At 38.0% G+C, this 20,578-nt stretch carries 22 protein-coding genes, 9 tRNA genes and 1 pseudogene; 20 read left to right on the top strand and 12 right to left on the bottom strand.

Going from position 1 to position 20,578, the window contains the following annotated elements; translation table 11 throughout:
• The 12 genes and pseudogenes from CDOM16188_RS06925 to CDOM16188_RS06870 all read right to left on the bottom strand — a co-directional run.
• Window positions 1-214 (bottom strand): annotated as a pseudogene (locus CDOM16188_RS06925) (regulatory protein GemA); the annotation flags it as partial.
• 509 nt (window positions 215-723) lie between these two features.
• Window positions 724-798 (bottom strand) — tRNA-Glu (locus CDOM16188_RS06920).
• Window positions 799-820: 22 nt separating this feature from the next.
• Window positions 821-896 (bottom strand) — tRNA-Lys (locus CDOM16188_RS06915).
• A 19-nt stretch (window positions 897-915) separates the two neighbouring features.
• Window positions 916-992, bottom strand: a tRNA-Asp gene (locus CDOM16188_RS06910).
• 12 nt (window positions 993-1,004) lie between these two features.
• Window positions 1,005-1,080: transfer RNA gene (locus CDOM16188_RS06905), tRNA-Val, on the bottom strand.
• Between the two features lie 37 nt (window positions 1,081-1,117).
• Window positions 1,118-1,193 (bottom strand) — tRNA-Glu (locus tag CDOM16188_RS06900).
• A gap of 17 nt (window positions 1,194-1,210) precedes the next feature.
• Window positions 1,211-1,286 (bottom strand) — tRNA-Lys (locus CDOM16188_RS06895).
• A gap of 16 nt (window positions 1,287-1,302) precedes the next feature.
• Window positions 1,303-1,379: transfer RNA gene (locus CDOM16188_RS06890), tRNA-Asp, on the bottom strand.
• A 12-nt stretch (window positions 1,380-1,391) separates the two neighbouring features.
• Window positions 1,392-1,467: transfer RNA gene (locus CDOM16188_RS06885), tRNA-Val, on the bottom strand.
• 5 nt (window positions 1,468-1,472) lie between these two features.
• Window positions 1,473-1,548, bottom strand: a tRNA-Lys gene (locus tag CDOM16188_RS06880).
• Window positions 1,549-1,926: 378 nt separating this feature from the next.
• A complete protein-coding gene (gene glnA / locus CDOM16188_RS06875; RefSeq protein WP_169941905.1) occupies window positions 1,927-3,357 on the bottom strand; it encodes a type I glutamate--ammonia ligase in 1,431 nt (476 codons plus the stop codon).
• 88 nt (window positions 3,358-3,445) lie between these two features.
• Window positions 3,446-4,225 (bottom strand): histidinol-phosphatase, encoded by a 780-nt coding sequence (locus CDOM16188_RS06870; protein WP_172200709.1) that lies wholly within the window; start codon window positions 4,223-4,225, stop codon window positions 3,446-3,448.
• A 135-nt stretch (window positions 4,226-4,360) separates the two neighbouring features.
• Here CDOM16188_RS06870 and CDOM16188_RS06865 point away from each other — a divergent pair, with 135 nt between their 5' ends.
• From CDOM16188_RS06865 to CDOM16188_RS06770, 20 genes are all read left to right on the top strand, one after another.
• Entirely contained in the window at window positions 4,361-5,083 is a 723-nt protein-coding gene (locus CDOM16188_RS06865) for a chemotaxis protein (protein ID WP_172200706.1), read from the top strand.
• The gene (locus CDOM16188_RS06860) at window positions 5,080-6,339 is read left to right on the top strand and encodes a peptidase U32 family protein (RefSeq protein ID WP_172200703.1); all 1,260 of its coding nucleotides are present in this window, start codon (window positions 5,080-5,082) and stop codon (window positions 6,337-6,339) included. Before CDOM16188_RS06865 ends, CDOM16188_RS06860 begins: the two co-directional genes overlap by 4 nt.
• Entirely contained in the window at window positions 6,336-6,833 is a 498-nt protein-coding gene (purE, locus tag CDOM16188_RS06855) for a 5-(carboxyamino)imidazole ribonucleotide mutase (RefSeq protein ID WP_170019159.1), read from the top strand. Before CDOM16188_RS06860 ends, purE begins: the two co-directional genes overlap by 4 nt.
• 11 nt (window positions 6,834-6,844) lie before the next feature.
• Window positions 6,845-7,315 (top strand): DUF3972 domain-containing protein, encoded by a 471-nt coding sequence (locus CDOM16188_RS06850; protein ID WP_169941916.1) that lies wholly within the window; start codon window positions 6,845-6,847, stop codon window positions 7,313-7,315.
• Entirely contained in the window at window positions 7,315-7,737 is a 423-nt protein-coding gene (locus CDOM16188_RS06845; RefSeq protein WP_172200700.1) for an effector binding domain-containing protein, read from the top strand. Before CDOM16188_RS06850 ends, CDOM16188_RS06845 begins: the two co-directional genes overlap by 1 nt.
• Before the next feature lie 8 nt (window positions 7,738-7,745).
• Window positions 7,746-8,618 (top strand): glycine--tRNA ligase subunit alpha, encoded by an 873-nt coding sequence (gene glyQ, locus CDOM16188_RS06840; RefSeq protein ID WP_172200697.1) that lies wholly within the window; start codon window positions 7,746-7,748, stop codon window positions 8,616-8,618.
• Entirely contained in the window at window positions 8,619-9,347 is a 729-nt protein-coding gene (locus CDOM16188_RS06835; protein ID WP_172200694.1) for a Nif3-like dinuclear metal center hexameric protein, read from the top strand. It abuts the gene before it with no gap.
• A 15-nt stretch (window positions 9,348-9,362) separates the two neighbouring features.
• Window positions 9,363-10,073, top strand: coding sequence for a zinc ribbon domain-containing protein (locus CDOM16188_RS06830; RefSeq protein ID WP_172200677.1), 711 nt, complete (start codon window positions 9,363-9,365; stop codon window positions 10,071-10,073).
• 9 nt (window positions 10,074-10,082) lie between these two features.
• Window positions 10,083-11,237: a lipid IV(A) 3-deoxy-D-manno-octulosonic acid transferase gene (gene waaA / locus CDOM16188_RS06825; protein ID WP_172200674.1), complete on the top strand. Its 1,155-nt coding sequence runs from the start codon at window positions 10,083-10,085 to the stop codon at window positions 11,235-11,237.
• Window positions 11,215-11,973 carry a pseudouridine synthase gene (locus CDOM16188_RS06820; protein ID WP_172200671.1) on the top strand — a complete coding sequence of 253 codons (759 nt, stop codon included), beginning with the start codon at window positions 11,215-11,217 and terminating at the stop codon, window positions 11,971-11,973. The genes waaA and CDOM16188_RS06820 overlap by 23 nt, the downstream gene beginning before the upstream one ends.
• Before the next feature lie 146 nt (window positions 11,974-12,119).
• The gene (ffh, locus tag CDOM16188_RS06815; protein WP_172127848.1) at window positions 12,120-13,460 is read left to right on the top strand and encodes a signal recognition particle protein; all 1,341 of its coding nucleotides are present in this window, start codon (window positions 12,120-12,122) and stop codon (window positions 13,458-13,460) included.
• Window positions 13,461-13,533: 73 nt separating this feature from the next.
• On the top strand, window positions 13,534-13,764 hold the full coding sequence (gene rpsP / locus CDOM16188_RS06810; protein ID WP_169941939.1) for a 30S ribosomal protein S16: 231 nt from the start codon (window positions 13,534-13,536) through the stop codon (window positions 13,762-13,764).
• Window positions 13,765-13,769: 5 nt separating this feature from the next.
• The gene (locus CDOM16188_RS06805; protein ID WP_172200668.1) at window positions 13,770-14,015 is read left to right on the top strand and encodes a KH domain-containing protein; all 246 of its coding nucleotides are present in this window, start codon (window positions 13,770-13,772) and stop codon (window positions 14,013-14,015) included.
• Window positions 14,005-14,535, top strand: coding sequence for a ribosome maturation factor RimM (rimM, locus tag CDOM16188_RS06800; protein WP_172200665.1), 531 nt, complete (start codon window positions 14,005-14,007; stop codon window positions 14,533-14,535). Before CDOM16188_RS06805 ends, rimM begins: the two co-directional genes overlap by 11 nt.
• Entirely contained in the window at window positions 14,535-15,239 is a 705-nt protein-coding gene (gene trmD / locus CDOM16188_RS06795) for a tRNA (guanosine(37)-N1)-methyltransferase TrmD (protein WP_172200724.1), read from the top strand. The genes rimM and trmD overlap by 1 nt, the downstream gene beginning before the upstream one ends.
• Window positions 15,236-15,592, top strand: coding sequence for a 50S ribosomal protein L19 (rplS, locus tag CDOM16188_RS06790; protein ID WP_169973607.1), 357 nt, complete (start codon window positions 15,236-15,238; stop codon window positions 15,590-15,592). The genes trmD and rplS overlap by 4 nt, the downstream gene beginning before the upstream one ends.
• 534 nt (window positions 15,593-16,126) lie before the next feature.
• Complete coding sequence (locus tag CDOM16188_RS06785; RefSeq protein ID WP_172200662.1) at window positions 16,127-16,459, top strand: cupin domain-containing protein; 333 nt, start codon at window positions 16,127-16,129, stop codon at window positions 16,457-16,459.
• A gap of 417 nt (window positions 16,460-16,876) precedes the next feature.
• On the top strand, window positions 16,877-18,277 hold the full coding sequence (locus tag CDOM16188_RS06780; RefSeq protein ID WP_172200659.1) for an aspartate ammonia-lyase: 1,401 nt from the start codon (window positions 16,877-16,879) through the stop codon (window positions 18,275-18,277).
• A gap of 93 nt (window positions 18,278-18,370) precedes the next feature.
• Window positions 18,371-19,714 carry an anaerobic C4-dicarboxylate transporter gene (locus CDOM16188_RS06775; RefSeq protein ID WP_172200656.1) on the top strand — a complete coding sequence of 448 codons (1,344 nt, stop codon included), beginning with the start codon at window positions 18,371-18,373 and terminating at the stop codon, window positions 19,712-19,714.
• A 64-nt stretch (window positions 19,715-19,778) separates the two neighbouring features.
• Window positions 19,779-20,462, top strand: coding sequence for an aspartate/glutamate racemase family protein (locus CDOM16188_RS06770; protein ID WP_172200653.1), 684 nt, complete (start codon window positions 19,779-19,781; stop codon window positions 20,460-20,462).
• The last annotated feature ends 116 nt before the right edge of the window (window positions 20,463-20,578 follow it).

The following is a 20,578-nucleotide window of genomic DNA, read 5'->3' as shown; positions in this document are numbered from 1 at the left end:
CAGGCTTTAGATCTATCTCGTCCTCGCATTTGTTATTTAAAATATCAAGGATCTTGTTTAACTCTTTAAGGCTTAGCTCTTTTGAGCTGCTTACGCCAAATCTAACCGATAGCCAATCACTCCATGCGTCATTATCTTTGATGATTTTATATTGTGGATGAGTGTGAATTCTTGCTAAAAGCTGCTTTCTATATATCTCTTGAGAGCGTTTCATTTATAATCCTTTAAACCATGATGCTTGGACTATCTATATCTACATTATGAGTTAGGTTATATCCTTTAGCTTCACCTTTAAATTCTCTTTCATAGCTAGCACCTGTATAAAGATCAAATCTTTCGTTTATAGTGTGGTTATTTTTAGATGCACTTGAAGCATTTATTGCAATAAGATCGATGGTTTATAGTGAAGCTTGAAGGAGTACCATTTTAAGCAAGGATGTTTTAATTGTTTGCTGGAGTATTTCTTGTGTCAACTTGACTATTTAACGTTATTGTGTAAGATTATTATGCCTTGCTTGTGTTATATAGCTTTCCAATATAAGTAATTTACAAATAGATAAAACGTTAAGTACGCTAAGTCTCTGCTTGTGGAGTTTATAATAGAAGATTGCATCTCTTTGTTGAAAATATGTCTTTTGAAATTTTATGAATTTTGATTGCGAAATTTAAATAAATACATCTTACTTTGTAGTGTTTGTGGTAATTTTATACAGAAGATTTAGATGGTGACCCATACGAGACTCGAACTCGTGTTACCAACGTGAGAGGCTGGTGTCCTAACCGCTAGACGAATGGGCCAATAAATATAACAAAGATAAAATGGTGCCCCGTGTAGGGCTCGAACCTACGACCCCATCATTAAGAGTGATATGCTCTACCAGCTGAGCTAACGAGGCACACACTAAAATTTTAAAATGGCGCGGCGGACGGGGCTCGAACCCGCGACCTCCGGCGTGACAGGCCGATATTCTAACCAACTGAACTACCGCCGCAACCAAGATAAATGGTGGTCGCTATAAGACTCGAACTTATGACATCCACCTTGTAAGGGTGGCGCTCTACCAACTGAGCTAAGCGACCGAAATTAAATAACAAAAAGCTCAAATTTAGCTTTTTATGGCGACCCTTAGAGGATTTGAACCTCTGTTGCTACACTGAGAGAGTAGAGTCCTGGGCCACTAGACGAAAGGGTCACAACCCCAATAAAAAATGGTGTCCTGTGCTGGACTCGAACCAGCGACCCCTTCATTAAAAGTGAAATGCTCTACCGACTGAGCTAACAAGACAATGTAAAATTTAAAATGGCGCGGCGGACGGGGCTCGAACCCGCGACCTCCGGCGTGACAGGCCGATATTCTAACCAACTGAACTACCGCCGCAACCAAGATAAATGGTGGTCGCTATAAGACTCGAACTTATGACATCCACCTTGTAAGGGTGGCGCTCTACCAACTGAGCTAAGCGACCGAAAATGGTGTCCTGTGCTGGACTCGAACCAGCGACCCCTTCATTAAAAGTGAAATGCTCTACCGACTGAGCTAACAAGACACGATTTCAAAAATTGAAGTTGTGATTATACGCAAAAAGAACTTATTTGTCAAGCTTTTAAGCAGTCTTTGGCTAGATAAATTTAGCCAAAGACGTCTAATTTGTATGTGTCAGCTTAAAATTTAAACCATTGCGTGCTTGAGATTTTCTATGAAATTAAAATAAAAAACAAGTATTAATAATTTTTAGATACATGAATAAAACTTGCTAGATGAAATTTTAGTTAGTTTTGTAAGCTTAAGCAGAAAATTTTTGATAGAAAAAGAAGAGTAGGGCAAAATCTTGAAATTTTAATCGATTTTACCCTTGTATCGCTTTTAAAAAATTTAAGCCAATCAAATTAATGCTGGCAAACTGTATGAAAGCGAGCCTAATCAACTAGCACGAGTAGCAAGTTTTAAACTCATAAGCCGTAGGACGAGCCTCGTAAGGCCAAACTTGAGTTTCAAATTTATAGTGCTGAAATGCGTCTATAAAGAGCTCGCTCATTATCGGGCTTAGGTATTCGTTGTCGCGAATAAGCGCTTCAAGGCTACCGCGCAAAGTGTGCGGCAATTGCTCTATCCCTCTTTCGCGAATTTCATCAAGGTGCAGTTTGAATAAATTCTCATCCATCGGACCGACCGGTTCGATTTGCTTTTTAACTCCGTCAAGTCCCGCCATAAGCATCGCAGAAAACGCCAAATACGGACAAGCAGTGCTGTCAGGGAAGCGAATTTCCGCTCTAACTGACTTCTCGCCTGAGCCGTAAGGAATTCTGATAGAAGCCGAGCGGTTTTGGCTTGAGTAGGTTAATATCGAAGGCGCTTCAAATCCTGGAATTAAGCGCTTGTAGCTATTTGTGCTCGGGTTTGTAAAAGCCGCCACGCTTCTTGCGTGATGTAAAATCCCGCCGATATACCAGCGTGCAAAGTCGCTTAAATTTGCGTAGTTTCCTTTGCCGTAGAATAAATTTTTGCCGTCTTTCCAGACTGATTGGTGTACGTGCATGCCGCTTCCGTTGTCTCCGTAAAGCGGTTTTGGCATAAACGTAGCCGTCTTTCCGTTTAGGTGAGCGACCATTTTAACCACGTATTTGTAAATTTGCACGTTATCAGCAGCCTCAACCAAAGTGCCAAATTTGACGCCTATCTCGCCTTGTCCTTGAGCTACTTCGTGATGCACGACAAAGGTTTCAAGACCAACTTGCTCAAGCACCTGAACCATCTCCGCGCGCAGATCGACCATGCTATCTGTCGGCTGAGTGGCTAGATATCCGCCCTTTGTGCGCGGTCTATGACCCGTATTGTAGCTATCTGCAAAGTCTCTTGCGTCGTTCCATTCACCCTCTTCGGTATCAACCTCATACATCGCGCAGTTTGCCCTATCGATGATTTTGACGTTATCAAATACGAAAAATTCATTCTCCGGACCAAAATACGCCACGTCTCCCATGCCGCTTTCTTTTACGTAGGCCATAGCTTTTTTAGCTATTGAGCGCGGGCATTTTTCATACATTTGATTTTTATATATATCAAATACATCGCAAAACACAACCGCTGTCATATCGGCTGTAAACGGATCTAAAAACGCGCTTTCGGCTTCAGGCTTAAGTAGCATGTCAGACTTATCTATAGGCTGCCAACCTCCCGTAGAGCTTGCGTCAAAAGGTATCCCATACTCAAAAGCGTCTTTTTCTATAACTTTAGCGTTATATGTAAGAGAGTGCCATCCGCCGTTCATATCGGTGTATCTAAAATCTATAAATTTAACCTCGTTTTCTTTGCAAAATTCAAAAAAGTGATCGACACTCCTCACAAATTTTCCCATTGTCTTATATCTCCTTGGATTTAAATCTCGTAATTTTACCACATTTTTTAATGTTTAAGTTTGTTTTTATATTTATATTTTACCCGTTTTAAAATTCAACCGTAAATTTATCTCGGTTTTTAAAGCAAGCACATTTGCTAAAGCCGAATTTATTAGCGATATCTTCGCATTTTTGCCCGTTTAGCCCGACTTGATCTTTTGCGTGCGCGTCAGAGCCAAAAGTTATGGCGATATCTAAATTTACAAGCTCTTCAAGAAGCAGATTTGACGGATACTGTTCGGCTATCGGTTTTCTAAACCCTGCGGCGTTAATTTCAACTACCAAATTTGCCTTTTTAATCGCGTTTAGAGCGTCTTTAGCTATCGTTCTTATGTCTTTTTTCGGAAGAAATTTAAATACCTTTATAAGATCAAGATGTCCCACGATGTCAAATTTACCGCTTCTTGCAAGCGCGCTGATGCAGTAAAAATAATCCTCCCAAATTTTATCTATGTCTTTATTTTTGTATTCGCCTATGAATTCGGGATTGTCAAAGCCCCAGCCGTTTATAAAATGAACCGAACCGATTAGATAATCAACCTTTCTGCTAAGCACTCGCTCGTCCATAAAGCCCTCTAAAAAATCAACCTCATACCCAAGTAAAATTTCGATTTTGTCTTTGAATTCATCTTGCAAATTAAGAATTTCTCTCTCGTAAATTTCCATCTCGCCAAAGTTCATTCTATAAGCTTCGTCAAAGTTCATCGGAGCGTGATCTGAAAATCCAAAATAAGAGCAACCCGATTTAATTGCCTCTAAAACATACTCTCGCGGCTCATCTACTGCGTGTTTGCAAAGCGGAGTGTGGTTATGCAGATCGACCTTCATTAAATTTCCTTTTACTTTATAAATAGCAATCAAAATGCTATCAAAAGTTTATTAAATTTAAAGGCAATTTTTTGTTTAAACTAATATTTCGTTAAATTTTAATATAATCTTGCGAAATTTGGATTAGGAGTTGTTATGACGCAAGAAGAGTTAGACGCCCTTATGGCAGGCGGACTTGACGGACTTGATGAAGAAGAGGCGGATAGCGAAAAAAATCCACCTCAAGAAGAGGATAAAAAGATTGAAAATATAAACGAAACAAGTGAGCTTAAAGACGCTGACATTTATGCTGATTACCGAGTATCGGCTAGCGTAGCTTGGCCTCCGCCTCCGCCGACTGACGATCACAAGATGGTTCATCAGCTTGATGACGTGACTAAGGATAGCGAAGAAAAAGCCACTCAGATGTTTGACAAGCTTGATGCGATCAATAACTTTTTCATGGATGCCGAAAGCGGTTGTAACGCTATCATCAAAGGGCTTGAAAGCAACATAGAAATTTTTACGAAGCTAAATGATAAATTTCCTAACGTAGCCGCCTTTAAAGACGCTCTTGATAAAAACAACGAGCTTAAAAATAGCGCTGAGGACGTGCTGGTAAATATCCAAATGGGCGAAGATGAAGTGATGATGACCATGGATATGATGCAGTATCAAGACATCCATCGCCAAAAGATAGAACGCGTTATAAACGTTATGCGTGCGCTTAGCAAGTATATGAGCAGCCTGTTTGAGGGCAAGATCGATGATGAAAAGCGCGTAGGATCTGCGGTACATATCGCGGGCGATACTACTACTGAAAATTTGGTAAGTAATGATGATATCGAAGCTTTGATCGAAAGTTTGGGTAAGAAGTGAAAAGACCCGAGTTACTAAGTCCTGCAGGAAATTTAACCAAGCTAAAAATTGCGCTTGAATACGGAGCGGACGCCGTATATGCAAGTGTAGCTAGCTTTTCGCTTAGAACCCGCTCGGCTAGAGAATTTAACTTGCAAACCTTTGAAGAGGCGATAGATTATACTCATTCAAAGGGCAAGAAATTTTACGCTACCGTCAATGCCTTTCCTTTTAACTCGCAAATCGAGCCTTTAAAGCGCCATTTAAAGACGATTTCAGCGATGAAGCCGGATGCTTTTATCATCGCAACCCCTGGCGTTATGAGTCTAGCTAAAGAGATAGCGCCTGACATAGAGGTTCATCTCTCTACGCAGGCAAACGTGCTAAATTTCTTGGACGCTAAAATTTATCATGACATGGGCGCAAAGCGCATAGTCGTGGCACGCGAGATGAATTTAAAAGACGTGATCAAGATAAAAGAGGCAATCCCTACGCTTGATATCGAAATTTTCGTGCACGGCTCGATGTGTTTTGCGTATTCGGGGCGGTGTTTGGTAAGCTCCGTTCAAAGCGGTCGTATGGCAAATCGCGGAAGCTGTGCGAATGACTGTCGCTTTAAATACGAGCTTTATGCCAAAAACGATGAAAGCGGAGTGCTATTTCGCCTTGAAGAGGATGAAAACGGCACGCACATCATGAATTCAAAGGATTTAAAGCTCGCTGCTCACGTAGAAGATATCATAAAATCAGGCGTTGTCGATAGCTTTAAGATAGAAGGTCGCACCAAAAGCGAATACTACGCGGCTTGCACTGCAAGAGCTTATAAAATGGCGATAGATGACGCTGTGGCGGGTAAATTTGACGCACAAATTTATGACGCAGAGCTAAATACGCTTAAAAATCGTGGCTTTACCGACGGATATTTAGTGCATAGACCCTTTGAAAGACCGAGCACTCAAAATCACTTTAGTAGCCTAGAAGAGGGCACTCATCAGGTAAATGCCATAAGCGAGGACGGGGAGTTCTTTAAGTGCAAATTTAAGATAGTTTTAAACAGACCTTACGAGCTTGTAATGCCAATCGGCAAAGACGCAAGCGAAACGGAAAATGAAATTTGTAAAATTTACTCCAAAGATGGCAAAAAATTTATAGAATTTAAGAAACTCATCACAAAAAAAGGCAAAGAGATGAGCGAAATTCATAGCGGAAATGAAAATGAGGTGAATTTAGGCGTGAAGTTACCTGAATTTAGCTTTTTGAGAGAGGAGATAAGATGAAATTTGTTTCGATTATAATGGGAAGCAAGAGCGATTACGAGATAGTAAACGAAGCGGCGAAAGTTTTAGAAAAATTTGAAGTAAGTTACGAGCTTATCATCTCTTCGGCGCATAGAAGCCCAAAGAGAACCAGTGAATATGTATCAAGCGCGGAAAGCAGAGGAGCTCAGGTATTTATCGCAGCAGCGGGTATGGCGGCTCACTTGGCAGGAGCGATCGCTGCAAATACAACTCGCCCCGTTATCGGCATACCGATGGGCGGAAGCTCATTAAGCGGTGTTGATGCGCTTTATTCTACGGTGCAAATGCCTGCGGGCATGCCGGTAGGAACTGTCGCCATCGGCAAGGCCGGAGCGGTAAATGCGGCCTATCTTGCGCTTCAAATTTTAGCGCTGAACGATAGCTCTCTTGATGAGAGATTAAGAGCCGATAGAGACGCTAAAGCAAAAGCGGTCGAGGAAGACTCGAAAAAAGTGGAGGTCTTACTCGCGTAAAAGGAGCAAAAATGCAGACTTATTTAAGCATCGATGAATTTTGCAAGCTCGTGCATTTGGATCGTGAAGTGATAGAAGGCATGATAAAGCGCGGAGTGCTAAATACAAAAGAGCAAGACGGCAAAATTTACATAGAGGCAAACGAAGGCACAATGAGTGTAGTTCCAAGCGTAAGCGCGAATTTAAGCATAACAAGCAAGCCAAGCGAGGGATTTAGTTTCGTTGAAAAAACAATTGGCACTATCTTAAATTTGCACGAAAAAGTGCTTGACGCTAAAGACGAAACGCTTGAGGCCTTAAGAAATGAGAATAAATTTTTAAAAGAGGCGCTTTATTCGATGCAAGAGCTTTACGATGAGGATAGAAAGACGATAGATACGCTTAATGAACAGCTTAAAAAGGCTAATGAAGAGATTGAGTTCTTAAAGCGTAAATATAAGCTCATGTGGAATAAGGCTGTAGAAAACTTCAAGGATAGTTAGTGCAAATAGTAGAGTTAAAAGAAGGCTTTGAAATTTGCGGACTAAAAATTCGCACAGATAACGCTAGCGAGATGAACGGCGAGGGCAGAATAGCTGATTTATGGAGAGAATTTTTAAACTCTGGCTATAACGGAACAGATGAAATTTGCGCTGTTTATCATGAGTATGAAAGCGATCTAAACGGCTCTTACTCTTTGCTTGTAGGCACTAAAGGCTCGCCGCGCGGAGTTTATGAAAAAGTGATTGCAAAAGCGGGCAAATATGCCGTATTTAGCAAAGAAGGCGCCGGCGAAAATACCGTGATAGAGCTCTGGCGTGAAATTTGGGAGTTTTTTGAAAACTCGAATTTAAAAAGAGCTTACGTGACAGATTTTGAAAAGTATTTAAAAGACAAAATAGAAATTTATGTATCTATAAAGTAAGGATAAAAATGACATTTTCACAAATTATTTTAACACTGCAAAACTACTGGCAAGAGCTTGGCTGTGTGATACTTCAGCCATATGATATGCCCGCAGGTGCAGGAACATATCATCAAGCGACATTTTTAAGAAGTCTTGGCAAGAAGCCTTGGGCGACAGCTTATGTAGCGCCGTCTCGCCGCCCGACCGACGGTAGATACGGAGAGAACCCAAACCGCTTGGGAGCGTATTATCAATTTCAAGTGCTAATAAAACCGAGTCCTGAAAACATCCAAGAGCTTTATCTAAAAAGCCTTGAAAAGCTTGGTTTTGATCTTAAAAAGCACGATATTCGCTTTGTTGAGGACAACTGGGAGAGCCCTACACTTGGTGCATGGGGGCTTGGTTGGGAAGTTTGGCTTGACGGTATGGAGGTAACGCAATTTACGTATTTTCAGCAGGTAGGCGGTATCACATGCGATCTGGTAAGTGCCGAGATAACTTACGGGCTTGAACGCCTTGCTATGTATCTGCAAGATGTTGATAGCGTATATGATATAGTTTGGGACAATAATGGCGGCAATGTCGTAACTTACGGCGATGTGCATAAGCAAGGCGAGTATGAGTGGAGTAAATATAACTTCGAAGTTGCCGATACGAAGATGCTTTTTAATCAGTTTGAAAACGCCTTTAACGAGTGCAAAAACTGCCTGGAGGCTAAAATTTCACTTCCTGCTTATGATTATTGCATGCTTGCGGCGCATACTTTTAACGTACTTGACGCGCGTGGAGCGATTTCCGTAACTCAAAGACAAGACTATATACTTAAAATTCGCGAGCTAGCTAAAGAGTGTGCTCTAACTTACAAGGCTAGCATAGATGAGCAAGAGGCTAATTCGTAAATGAAAATAGCTGAAATTTATAAATTTTTAAATGAGCTAAGCCCGTTTGAAAATCAAGAAAGTTGGGATAATAGCGGACTTATAATCGGCTCGCCTTATGATGAAGTGAATCAAATTTATCTAAGCCTTGATATTGATTTTGAGCTTTTGAGCGAAGTTAAGCCAAATTCGCTTATAATTACCCATCATCCGCTGATATTTAAAGGACTAAAAAGCATAAATTCAAGCCTTTATCCAAGCTCGCTCATAACGCAAATGATAAAAAAAGAAATTTCATTAATAAGCCTTCATACGAATTACGATTTAAGCCATCTAAACGAATATGTAGCAAGCGAAATTTTGGGCTTTAAAGAGTATGAAAAAGATGAATTTTTGCTTTATATGGATGTGAATTTTAGCTTTGATGAGCTTTGTGATTTTATAAAGGATAAATTTAGCCTGCAAACTTTAAGAGTTGCAAAAACTACTAGCGAAAATAGAATTCGCCGTCTTGCACTCTGCACTGGAAGCGGCGGAGATCTGATATCAAAAGTTAAAGCCGACGCATTTTTGAGCGGGGACTTTAAATATCATCAAGCGCTTGAAGCCAAGATGAATGGACTAAATTTGATAGACATAGGGCATTTTGAAACAGAGCGCTATTTTGGGGAATCCTTGGCAAAATATTTGCAAAATTTGGGAGTTTTCATTATAATAACTAACTCAAAAAACCCATTTGTATACCGCTAAACAAAAAGGAAAGTTATGAATAAATATTTAGAGCAGCTTGTCGATCTTGCCCAAATCGATAAAGAGATTGATGGATTTGGACCTAGACTAGAAAAAGTCGAGCGTGTTTTAAGAGCGACAAAAGATGAGCAAGCAGGCATTGCCGAGCAAATTTCAAATATTGACGAAGCCGTAGCCGAGTTAAAATCTCAAAAATCACAAACCAACGCTCATATCGCTGAATTTTCTGCCAAGATCAAAGATGTCTCAAAGAAAAGCTCGGCAGCAAAGACAGAAAAAGAGATCAAAGCCCTTCAGCTTGAAGATGAGCTTGCCAGAGAGCAACTTGAGGCTGCGAATGAGGAGATTGAAAGGCTTGAAAAGATAATAGCAAATAAAAACGATCTAAAAACCGAGCTTGAAGCTAAAAGTGCCGAGCTTACAACAAGCCTGCAAAAAATTGAAGCCGACATCGCTCAAGAGGTAAGTGCGATAGAAAAAGAAAGAGCTGAAATTTATGCAAAAAAAGATAAATTAATCGGCGATATGAATCAAAAAATTCTTACATTTTACGAGAAAATTCGTAAGTGGGCTCACAACACCGCCGTAGTACCTGTAAAAAAACAAGCATGCTATGGCTGTTTCATGCAGATAAATGATAAAACTTATTCTGCGGTTATAAAGGGCGAAGATGTCGTTACTTGCCCGCATTGCGGAAGAATTTTATATAAAGAGACGGCTGAATAGCCCTAAAATTTGGTAATAATATATTATATTTTAGCTCTGATTGCATTTGCGATCGGGGCTTTACCGCTTCTTTTTATCGCTTTTAAAACAAAATATCACCGCTCGATTCCCGCTAGATTTTTTCTTTTCAACAATCCCAAATTTGATGAATCAGACATTCATTTTCATGCTTGCTCGTTTGGTGAAATTCGCTCTATTGTGCCACTTTTAAAAAAATTTAAAAACATTGCCGTAAGCGTGATAACAAAAACAGGATTTGACGAGGCTAAAAAGATAACTCCAAATACAAGATTTTTGCCGTTTGAAATTTTTATCCCTTTTTGGCTTAAAAGATCTAAAATTTTAGTTATCTTTGAAGCAGAACTTTGGCTTATGCTTGTATTTTGGGCTAAATTTAAAGGCTCAAGAGTTATTTTAATAAATGCTAGAATTTCAGATAGAAGCTATAAAAGATACTTGAAATTTAGGTTTTTTTATAATGAAATTTTTAAATTTATAGATAAAATTTATGCGCAAAGCGAGCTTGATAAGCAAAGATTAATCAGTCTCGGTGCAAAAAACTTAGTCGTAAGCGGAAATATCAAATCAGCTTTTTTGCCTACTGTTAGTAAAAATTATACTAAGCCAAATGCACGCGTGATAGTACTTGCAAGCACGCACAAAGGCGAAGAAGAGCTACTGCTAAATCGTATAAATTTAAGAGATAGCGATAAGCTTATTTTGGTTCCGCGCCACCCTGAAAGGTTTGATGAAGCAGGTGAAATTTTGGCTAAATTTGCCCGCAATCACGGCTTTGGTTTTGAGAGATTTTCAAAATCTCAAAATTTTAGCGCCAAATGCGTTCTTGTTGATACTATGGGTGAGCTTGTAAATATCTATGCGATATCGGATATCGTGATTTTGGGCGGCAGCTTTGTGCCAAATGTCGGCGGACACAATCCGATTGAGGCGGCTCAGTTTGAAAATAGTATAATTACGGGCGAGTTTATATTTAACCAAAAGGCTCTTTTTGAACAGGTTGATGACGTTGTGTTTTCTAAAGCGGGGGATGTCGGCGATTTGCTTAAAAAAGAGCTAAAAAAGAGTAAAATCCGTTCGCTTGGAAGTGCGGATGAGATCATAAAAGACATTAAGGATAGTTGTGAAAGAGGAAAAAGCTTATAAACTCCTTGCTTTGCAAGAGGGAATTTCAAACAACGAAGCAAAGGAGTTCATAGATAGCGGATTAGTAAGCGCAAGGGGTCAAAAAATCGTAGTTGCAAGAGCTATGATGAGTGTTACTACTAAATTTAGCGTGCAGAAGATGCCAAAGCCTAGCGTGGTATTTGAAGATGAAAATTTAATCGCTATCAATAAGCCTGCGTTTTTGACATCCGAAAAAGTAAGTCAAATCTATAAATTTCCGCTTTTACATCGTCTTGATAAAGAGACTAGCGGAGTGCTTTTACTCGTTAAAAACGAGGAATTTCAAAAAAAAGCCATTGAAGAATTTAAACATCACCGAGTGAAAAAAGAGTATATCGCGATGGTTAAAGGAATTTTAAGCGAAGATGTAAGGGTTGATGAACCTATAATCACTCTTAAAAATAAAGGCGGAGCGTATTCGAAAATTTCAAAAGACGGGAAAGAGGCTGTTTCTATAATCTCTCCCATTATGGTGGCAGGCAAAAAAAGCTTGGTGAGAGTTGAAATCCCAACAGGCAGAACTCATCAGATAAGAGTGCACCTAAATCATATCGGATTTGGTATAGTCGGCGATGAAAAATACGCTAAAAACAGATCAAAGCGAATGTATTTGCATGCGTATAAGATAGAAATTTTAGGATATAAATTCAGGGCGAATTTGGGAATTGATTTTAATGATTTTGGCTTTGAGATAGGCAAGAATTTTGAAGTTTAAAGAGTGATAAAGCTAAAATTTAGTAAAATGCGTCCCTTATGTGTTTAAATTAATTATAAATAGGCAAAATTTTAGGCATTTTAAAGTGCTTAGGATAAGCCAAAAGCCATATTTGGCTAGCAAATAAAATTAAAAAAGGTAAAGTTGTGTTTGAACAAATCAGTGAATCTTTTCGTTTGGCCGTTAGTAAAATCAGATTTGTTGATGATGAAAAAGCGTTAAAAAACGCTCTTGATGTTCTTAAAAAAGCTCTTTTAAAAGCTGACGTTCATCACAAAGTTACTAAAGATTTGCTGGCGCTAATTGAGGCTGATTTGAAACAAAGCAGTATAGGGCAAAAGCAGTTTTTAGACTCTATAAAATCAAATTTGACTAAAATTTTAACGGCTCCTGGAAATCAAGGATTTGTCTATGCACCTGTCGCCCCAACTGTGGTTTTGATGGCGGGACTTCAAGGTAGCGGTAAGACAACTACGACCGTAAAGCTTGCAAGCTATCTAAAACTTAGAAAAAAGAAAGTTTTAGTGGCGGCCTGCGACCTTCAAAGGCTTGCAGCAGTTGAGCAGCTTCGCCAACTTTGCGAAGCTAATGAGATAGAGCTTTTTAGCATAGAAAACGAAACAAACCCTATAAAAGTTGCTAAAGCGGCACTTGAAAAGGCAAAAAGCGGACTTTATGACGTGCTTTTGGTTGATACTGCAGGACGTCTGGCTATAGATGAAGCTTTGATGAGTGAGATAAAAAGTATAAAAGCAGAGCTTAATCCGCATGAAATTTTCTATGTTGCTGATGCGATGAGCGGGCAGGACGGTATAAAATCAGCAGCAGGATTTAATGATGCTTTGTCGATAACAGGCGTTGTGCTATCTAAATTTGACTCAGACAGCAAAGGTGGTGTCGCTATAGGAATAGCAAAGCAGCTAAATATACCACTTAGATTCGTTGGAATTGGCGAAAAAACAGCTGATTTGGAGAGCTTTATACCTGATCGCATAGTAAGCAGGATTATGGGTGAGGGCGACTTGGCGACTTTGGCTGAAAAAACAAGCGCTATTATCGATGAGAAAGAGGCAAAAAGACTTAATAAAAAGATAAAAAAGGGCCAGTTTAACTTTAACGACTTTTTAGAGCAGATGGAAAGCGTTAAAAAGCTTGGAAATATGAAGTCGCTCATAGGCATGATCCCTGGTCTTTCAGGCGTGGCAAATCAGATAAAAGATATAGATTTGGATAACTCAAAAGAGATAATTCATATAAGAGCCATGATAAATTCCATGACTTTAAAAGAGCGTGAAAATCCCGATCTTTTAAATAACAGCAGAAAAAGACGTTTGGCGCAAGGCGCGGGCCTTAGCCAGGTGGAGGTTAATAGATTTCTTAAGCAATTTACAAACGCTTCAAAAATCGCTAAGAAATTTTCAGGAAAAGACGGCATGAGAGGACTTGGAAATTTACTCTCTCAAGCCAAGATAAATCGCCCTAGTTAAAAATGGGCTTAAATTTGGGTATAATTGTGCCTAAATTTAAGCCTTATTTAAAATTTAGAAGGAGAAACAAGATATGGCAACAGTAGTAAGACTAACAAGAATGGGACGCAAGAAAAGACCATTTTATCGTATAGTTGTAACAGACAGCAGAAAAAGAAGAGACGGTGGCTGGATAGAGTCTATAGGATACTATAATCCAATGGTTGAGCCTGAAGTTGTTAAATTTGATGCTGAGCGCCTTGCTTACTGGAAGGGTGTGGGTGCACAACTTAGCGATAGAGTTGCAAAAATAACTAGCAAATAATAACAATGGTTGAAGATTTTTTACGCGAATACGCAAAACTTATAGCAGATTTTCCGGGCAAAGTAAAAGTCGAAAGAGTTGAGCTAGGAGAAAATTTTGCTGAAGTGATAGTCTATGCCGATAAGGTAGATACCGGCAAGCTTATAGGAAAAGACGGTAGAATGATAAATGCTATAAAAACTGTAATAATAGGTTGCAAAGCAAAAGATGCGACTTCATATAGGGTTACGGTAAAGCCTCTTGAAGAGTGATCTGGTAGAAGTCGGCATAATCGGTAAAAGCGTCGGCTTAAAGGGATTTCTTAAACTTCATGATAAGAGCGATTTTCCTAAACAATTTAAAAAAGATGCGAAATTTATAGATAAAGACGGTAATGAGCTAGTTGTAAAAAGCTTTAATAGTGCAAATAGCTCTATCCTTTTTTATGATTTTGAAGATATTGATTTGGCTAAAACTCTTACAAATCGCACCATATATACCACTAAAGAACTTACTCGTCAAACTTGCAAGCTAAAAAAAGATGAGTTTTTTTACTTTGATATTTTGGGATGTAAAATTTACGAAAATGATCAAAATTTGGGAGTAGTTGAGGATATAGAAGATGCGAGTGCAAATCATCTTTTTTATATAAAAACAGATGAAGAACTTGTGAAACAAGGATTTGCTAAGAATTTTTACATACCCTATATAAATGCCTACGTAGAAAAAATAGATATACAAAACAAGATAATTTATACCAAAAACGCTTTTTTGATCTTAGAAAATTCATGATTAAATTCACTTTTATCACGCTTTTTGAAAATTTAATCAAGCCTTATTTTACGGACTCTATTTTAGGTCGTGCAACTAACGAAGGGCTAATAAAGCTTGAGTTTGTAAATCCAAGAAATTTTAGTAAAGATAAGCATAAAAAAGTTGATGATTATATGATAGGAGGCGGAGCGGGACTTCTTATGAGCGTTCAATCCCTTGAATATGCGATAAAATCTGTAAAAGCAAAAAACTCAAATACTCATATTGTTTTTTTAACTCCTGCTGCAAAGAAATTTGAACAAGGAGATGCAAAAAGGTTGTCCAAAAAAGAGCATATCTGCTTTATTTGCGGTAGATACGAAGGGGTTGATGAGAGAATTGTCGAAAAATACGTGAATGAAGTTTTTTGCATAGGCGATTTTGTGCTTACCGGTGGAGAGTTGCCGGCTCTTTGTATGAGTGATGCGATATCCAGGAATATAAGCGGAGTTTTGGGTAATGAAGAGAGTTTGAGTGAGGAGAGTTTTGAGCAAGGACTTTTAGAATCTCCAGCTTTTACTAAGCCAAATATATATGAAAATTTAAATGTTGTTTCAGACTTTTTAAAGGGAAATCATGCTAAAATCAGGGCTTTAAAAAATGATATGGCGTGCTTCAAAACTAGGTTTTTCCGTCCTGATTTATACCGAAAATACAAGCCGCTGATGAAGGATAAAAGATGAGAAATAAGTATATTGAAGCATTTGAAAATGCTCAAATCGCAAGTAAGTCTGTGCCTGAATTTCGTGCCGGCGATACACTTCGTGTAGCCATTCGCATTAAAGAGGGCGATAAAACGAGAGTTCAAAACTTTGAAGGTGTTTGTATAGCTAGACGCGGAAGCGGAACAGGTGAAACGTTTATGATCAGAAAGATCGGCGCAAACAGCGTTGGCGTTGAGAGAATTTTCCCTATTTATAGCGATAGCCTTGAGAGTATAACCGTATTAAGACGCGGTCGTGTAAGACGTGCGAAACTATTTTATCTACGCGATAGACGCGGTAAATCTGCACGTATTAGAGAGCTTAAAAAATAATTTCATACTTGCCAAAAGAGATTTTTCTTTTGGCTTTTTAACTTTTTCTAATTAACTTAGAACTTTGATTTTATATTAAATAATTTTTAATTTAATATCTACAAGAGGCTATATAGCACCTCTCTTTTTTTATTATTGTAACTTTTAAAGCTGCATTAGCTTGAATTAAACTTTTTATTTTTTAGTTAAAAGCAAGGAGTAAAAATAAAAAGAGCTTTTGTTGATTGTCGGAATTTATTTGTCTAGCTATAATATTAAATTTTTATTACAATTAAGTTTTTGTTTTCTAGTTCAATAACATGAAAGTAAAAAGATATAAATTTGAATTTGATTTTGGGCTTGTAATATATGCAATCCTGTTGTTTATAGTGGAGTTTTAGTTAGGCTAATAGAATATAAATTTAATCGGCTTTTATGCCTAAAAATGATTTCCATCTAAAGTCTTTTATAAAATACAAAAATATTCTTAATTTAAATCAATAAAAAATTAATATCCAAAAGTTAAAATTACCGCATATTTTTAAAAGGATGCAAATGCAAAAGATTGTTTGGAAAGACGAGAATTTTAACGGTATAAAGGTAGTAAAACTATTTGAAGGCTCAGGCAGTAAAGAGATACGCATAAATTTGCAAAAAGGGCATGAAATGAAAGAGCATCAAGCGCCTGGAGCTATAATGGTTCAAGTGCTTAGTGGAAAAATCGAATTTAGCGTAGGAAGCGATGTGCAAATTTTAAATTCTCTTGATATGATCGCACTTGATGCCAATATCCCGCATGCATTAAATGCACTTGAAGATAGTATCGTTAGATTAAGCTTAAGTAAAAATGATGACGTAAGTCGAGTTTTTAAAGTTTTAAACGGTTAAAAACTTAATTTAAAAAATTAAAATTTATATTTTATAAAATATCTAATTATTGTGCGTAGTTGATAGAATATATTAACTACGCATTTATATTTTCTTTATTTAAAACAACATGCTTGAATATAAATTTTATTTTACACTAAAGATAGTATGATCTGTATATTATTTTTTGATAAATATCTCATCTTGAGCTTGAAATTTCGCCTATACCAAACATCGAAATTTTTTCAATAATATTTTTTACATATAAAAATAAAAACAATCCTTAATCTAAATATAATTTAAGCAAAGTCTAAAATTATAAATAAAAAATAAATTTAAATATGCAAAAAACCTCTTAAAAATTAATTTTTTAATTTAAAAATTATAAAAGTTGTAGTATAGTTTCAATAATTAAATTTTTTCAAAGGAGAATCCATTATGGGAACTAGAAAAGAACACGATTTTATAGGTGAGCTTGAAATTTCTGATGACGTTTATTATGGCGTTCAGACTTTTAGAGCCCTTGAGAATTTCCACATGACAGGAAGAAAGCTAAGCGAGTATCCTTATTTTATAAAAGCATTTGCTCAAATCAAAAAAGCGGCAGCTCTAGCAAATAAACAAGTAGGAGTACTTGATGCCACAAAGGCCGATGCTATCGCTAAAGCTTGCGATAGATTAATCGCGGGAGAATTCCAAGATCAATTTGTAGTTGATATGATCCAAGGTGGTGCAGGAACTTCTACAAATATGAACTCAAATGAGGTTATCACAAACGTTGCTCTTGAGAGCATGGGTCACAAAAAAGGCGAATATCAATACCTTCATCCAAACGATCATACAAATTTGGGTCAAAGTACCAATGACACATATCCAAGCTCTATTAAAGTGGCAGCTTACGCGAAGCTAACAGACCTGCTAAAAGCTATGGAAAATTTAAAAAACGAACTTGAAATTAAAGCAAAAGAGTTTAAAGATATAATAAAAATGGGTAGAACAGAGCTTGAAGATGCTGTTCCTACAACACTTGGAAATACTTTTAACGCATTTGCAAGCTACATAAAAAGCGATATAGAAAAGATTAAAGCGGCTAGAGAGAGCATGACATATCTAAATATGGGTGCTACCGCGATAGGTACAGGTATAAATTGCCATCCTGACTATAAAGCGGCAGTTCATAAAATTTTAAGCGAAATTACGGGTGTTGATTTTAAACCTGCGGAGGATTTTATCGCAGCTACTCAAGATACCGGTGATTTTGTCCATGTAAGCGGCGCTTTAAAAACAGCTGCGGTTCGCCTAAGCAAAATCGCAAACGACCTTCGTCTTATGAACTCAGGCCCAAGATGCGGTCTTGGCGAGATAAATTTACCTCAAATGCAACCAGGTAGCTCAATCATGCCGGGTAAAGTAAATCCAGTTATCGCAGAAGTTGTAGGCGAGGCTTGCTATGAAGTTATCGGCAACGACGTAACTATAATGCTTTGCTCTGAAAGAGGCGAATTTGAACTAAATGCGTTTGAGCCGGGAATTGCTTATGGGCTATTTAACTCTTTGGTAATTCTTGAAAATGCTATGAATACGCTAGCTGAAAAAGCTATCAAAAAACTAACTGCAAATCCTGAAGCTTGCTTAAAATCAGTTCTAGGATCAGTCGGTATAGTTACGGCATTTAACCCTTATATAGGTTATGAAAAATCAGCAAGCATCGCTAAAGAAGCTCTTTCTACAGGTAAAGCGGTCGGCGACATCTGCTTAGAAAGAGGTTATTTGACTAAAGAAGAGATAGATAAAATTTTAGAGCCTAAAAATATGCTAAACCCACACATGGGCGAGTAAAATTAGGCTTATTTGATAATTGGCGTGTCAAATTTGGTCGGCGCACCAAATTTGATTAAATAGTGAAAAATAAATTTCATAAAGGAGATTCTTATGGATATAATGCTGATTTTACAGATTATAGTCCTATTTGGGGGTATCTACCTAGGTGTTAAACTAGGAGGTATGGGAGTTGGTTACGCAGGCGGTCTTGGTGTTGTCATTTTAGCAATGCTTGGCATGAAAGTCGAGATGAAGGGTATTCCTATGGACGTTATCCTCATCATCGCATCGGTTATCTCTGCAATTACTGCTATGCAAGTTGCCGGAGGACTTGATTATCTTGTTCAGGTTGCGTCTAAAATTTTACGCAAAAATCCAAAACAAATTAACTTTTTAGCTCCTATTGTTACTTATCTTTTAACGATATTTGCGGGCACCGGACATACGGCTTTTTCAATGCTTCCTGTTATTACCGAAGTTGCTAAAGGACAAAACATCAAGCCTAGCGCACCTCTTGCACTTGCCGTCGTATCATCTCAGGTTGCAATTACCGCAAGCCCGATTTCAGCGGCTTTCGTTGCTATGACAGGCGTTGTAGAGCCTCTTGGCGTTAGCTATCCGATGCTTTTATTTATCTGCATCTCTACGACATTTGTAGCTATGATTGCAACATCGTTTTTCGTAAATAAATTTTACGATCTTGACCTTTCAAAAGATCCTATATATCAAGAAAGACTAGCAAAAGGTCTTGTGGAGGAGGTTAAAGATGCCGAGTATAAAGAGCTTAAACCTTATGCGAAAAGATCGGTTGCGATATTTGGTATAGGCGTTTTGATTATCGTAGCTTATGCTCTTATGATTTCAAAGAGTGTGGGACTTATCGAAAATCCTATCCTAACAAGAGATAACGCTATTATCAGCTTCATGCTAACTATCGGTTTTGTTATCGTAGTGCTTTGCAAGGTTGATACAGGCAAATTGCTTTCAACCAGCACATTCCAAAGCGGTATGAATGCGTGCATCTGCGTTATCGGTATTGCCTGGCTTGGAACGACATTTGTAAACGGACATATTGAGAGTATCAAAGATATAGCTCAAGCGGTTGTTACTAAGTATCCGTTTATATTGGCCGTAGCGCTTTACTTCTTAAGTTGCTTGCTCTATTCACAAGCTGCAACAACTCGCGTTATGATGCCTGCGGTTGCCGTTGCTCTTGGTATGACAAGTCCTGAAAATGCACAGCACGTTTGGATTTTGGTTGCTTCATTTGCAGCTGTTTCTGGACTATTTGTTCTTCCTACATATCCGACAACGCTTGGCGCTATCGCAATGGATGATACGGGAACTACGAAAGTGGGCAAATTCGTATTTAACCACTCGTTCTTTGTTCCTGGTACTATAATGGTTGCGATATCTGTTGCACTTGGATTTTTAATAGCTCCTGTGTTGATATAAGAGCTTTATAATAGACATTAAGCCAAGAGAAAATCTCTTGGCTTTTAAATTTTAAGGAAATTAAATGAAACGAATCGGAATTATGGGCGGAATGGGACCTCTTGCGACTATTGATCTTTATGCAAAGATAGTTGAGCTAACGGACGCAAAAAAAGATCAAGACAACATACCTATCATCATAGATAACTACCCTCAAATTCCTGATAGAACGGCTTATATACTTCACAGTGGCGAAGATCCGTTTCCTTTTATGAAAGAAGCAGCACTTAGGCTTAAAAACGCAGGATGCGAGGCTGTTTGCATATCTTGCAATACCGCTCACTATTTTGCTCCTAGGCTTGAAGAAGAGTGCGGTATAAATATCCTTCATATAGCAAAAATAGCCACTAAGGCGATAAGCACAAATTTCCCTAATGCTAAAAAAATAGCCGTCATAGCGACTACCGGGACTACAAAAGCTAAAATTTATGAAGACGAGCTGGTTGCAAACGGATTTGAGTGTGTCCAAATCCCTGAAAATTTACTTTCAAATATCATGGATTGCATATATAAAGGCGCTAAAGCAAACAACTTGGAAGCTTATGTTTCGCTTTTTAACGAAACGATAGAACGCATAGAGGCTGATGCTTATATAGCGGCTTGCACTGAAATTCCGCTGTTTTTACCTTATGCGGATAAAAAGGATAAATTTGTAGATGCGACTCTTGAGCTTGCAAAAGCGGCTGTGAAATTCGGACTTCAAAAGTAAAATTTAAGCGCAAATTTGAAGCCGATCAGTCAAATTTGCGCTTAAATTCTCAAATTTAACTCTCAATTAAAATAAATTTTTATAAAATCTTTGTTAATTATAAAATTTCAAAGGTT

Source organism: Campylobacter sp. RM16188, assembly GCF_012978795.1.
Classification (GTDB): domain Bacteria; phylum Campylobacterota; class Campylobacteria; order Campylobacterales; family Campylobacteraceae; genus Campylobacter_A; species Campylobacter_A canis.
This window is presented reverse-complemented; position numbering and strand designations above follow the sequence as displayed.

Coding starts and splice junctions, on each gene's coding strand:
- glnA (WP_169941905.1), bottom strand. CDS start 3,357: ATGGGAAAATTTGTGAGGAGTGTCGATCACTTTTTTGAATTTTGCAAA.
- CDOM16188_RS06870 (WP_172200709.1), bottom strand. CDS start 4,225: ATGAAGGTCGATCTGCATAACCACACTCCGCTTTGCAAACACGCAGTA.
- CDOM16188_RS06865 (WP_172200706.1), top strand. CDS start 4,361: ATGACGCAAGAAGAGTTAGACGCCCTTATGGCAGGCGGACTTGACGGA.
- purE (WP_170019159.1), top strand. CDS start 6,336: ATGAAATTTGTTTCGATTATAATGGGAAGCAAGAGCGATTACGAGATA.
- CDOM16188_RS06850 (WP_169941916.1), top strand. CDS start 6,845: ATGCAGACTTATTTAAGCATCGATGAATTTTGCAAGCTCGTGCATTTG.
- glyQ (WP_172200697.1), top strand. CDS start 7,746: ATGACATTTTCACAAATTATTTTAACACTGCAAAACTACTGGCAAGAG.
- CDOM16188_RS06835 (WP_172200694.1), top strand. CDS start 8,619: ATGAAAATAGCTGAAATTTATAAATTTTTAAATGAGCTAAGCCCGTTT.
- CDOM16188_RS06830 (WP_172200677.1), top strand. CDS start 9,363: ATGAATAAATATTTAGAGCAGCTTGTCGATCTTGCCCAAATCGATAAA.
- rpsP (WP_169941939.1), top strand. CDS start 13,534: ATGGCAACAGTAGTAAGACTAACAAGAATGGGACGCAAGAAAAGACCA.
- CDOM16188_RS06805 (WP_172200668.1), top strand. CDS start 13,770: ATGGTTGAAGATTTTTTACGCGAATACGCAAAACTTATAGCAGATTTT.
- rplS (WP_169973607.1), top strand. CDS start 15,236: ATGAGAAATAAGTATATTGAAGCATTTGAAAATGCTCAAATCGCAAGT.
- CDOM16188_RS06785 (WP_172200662.1), top strand. CDS start 16,127: ATGCAAAAGATTGTTTGGAAAGACGAGAATTTTAACGGTATAAAGGTA.
- CDOM16188_RS06780 (WP_172200659.1), top strand. CDS start 16,877: ATGGGAACTAGAAAAGAACACGATTTTATAGGTGAGCTTGAAATTTCT.
- CDOM16188_RS06775 (WP_172200656.1), top strand. CDS start 18,371: ATGGATATAATGCTGATTTTACAGATTATAGTCCTATTTGGGGGTATC.
- CDOM16188_RS06770 (WP_172200653.1), top strand. CDS start 19,779: ATGAAACGAATCGGAATTATGGGCGGAATGGGACCTCTTGCGACTATT.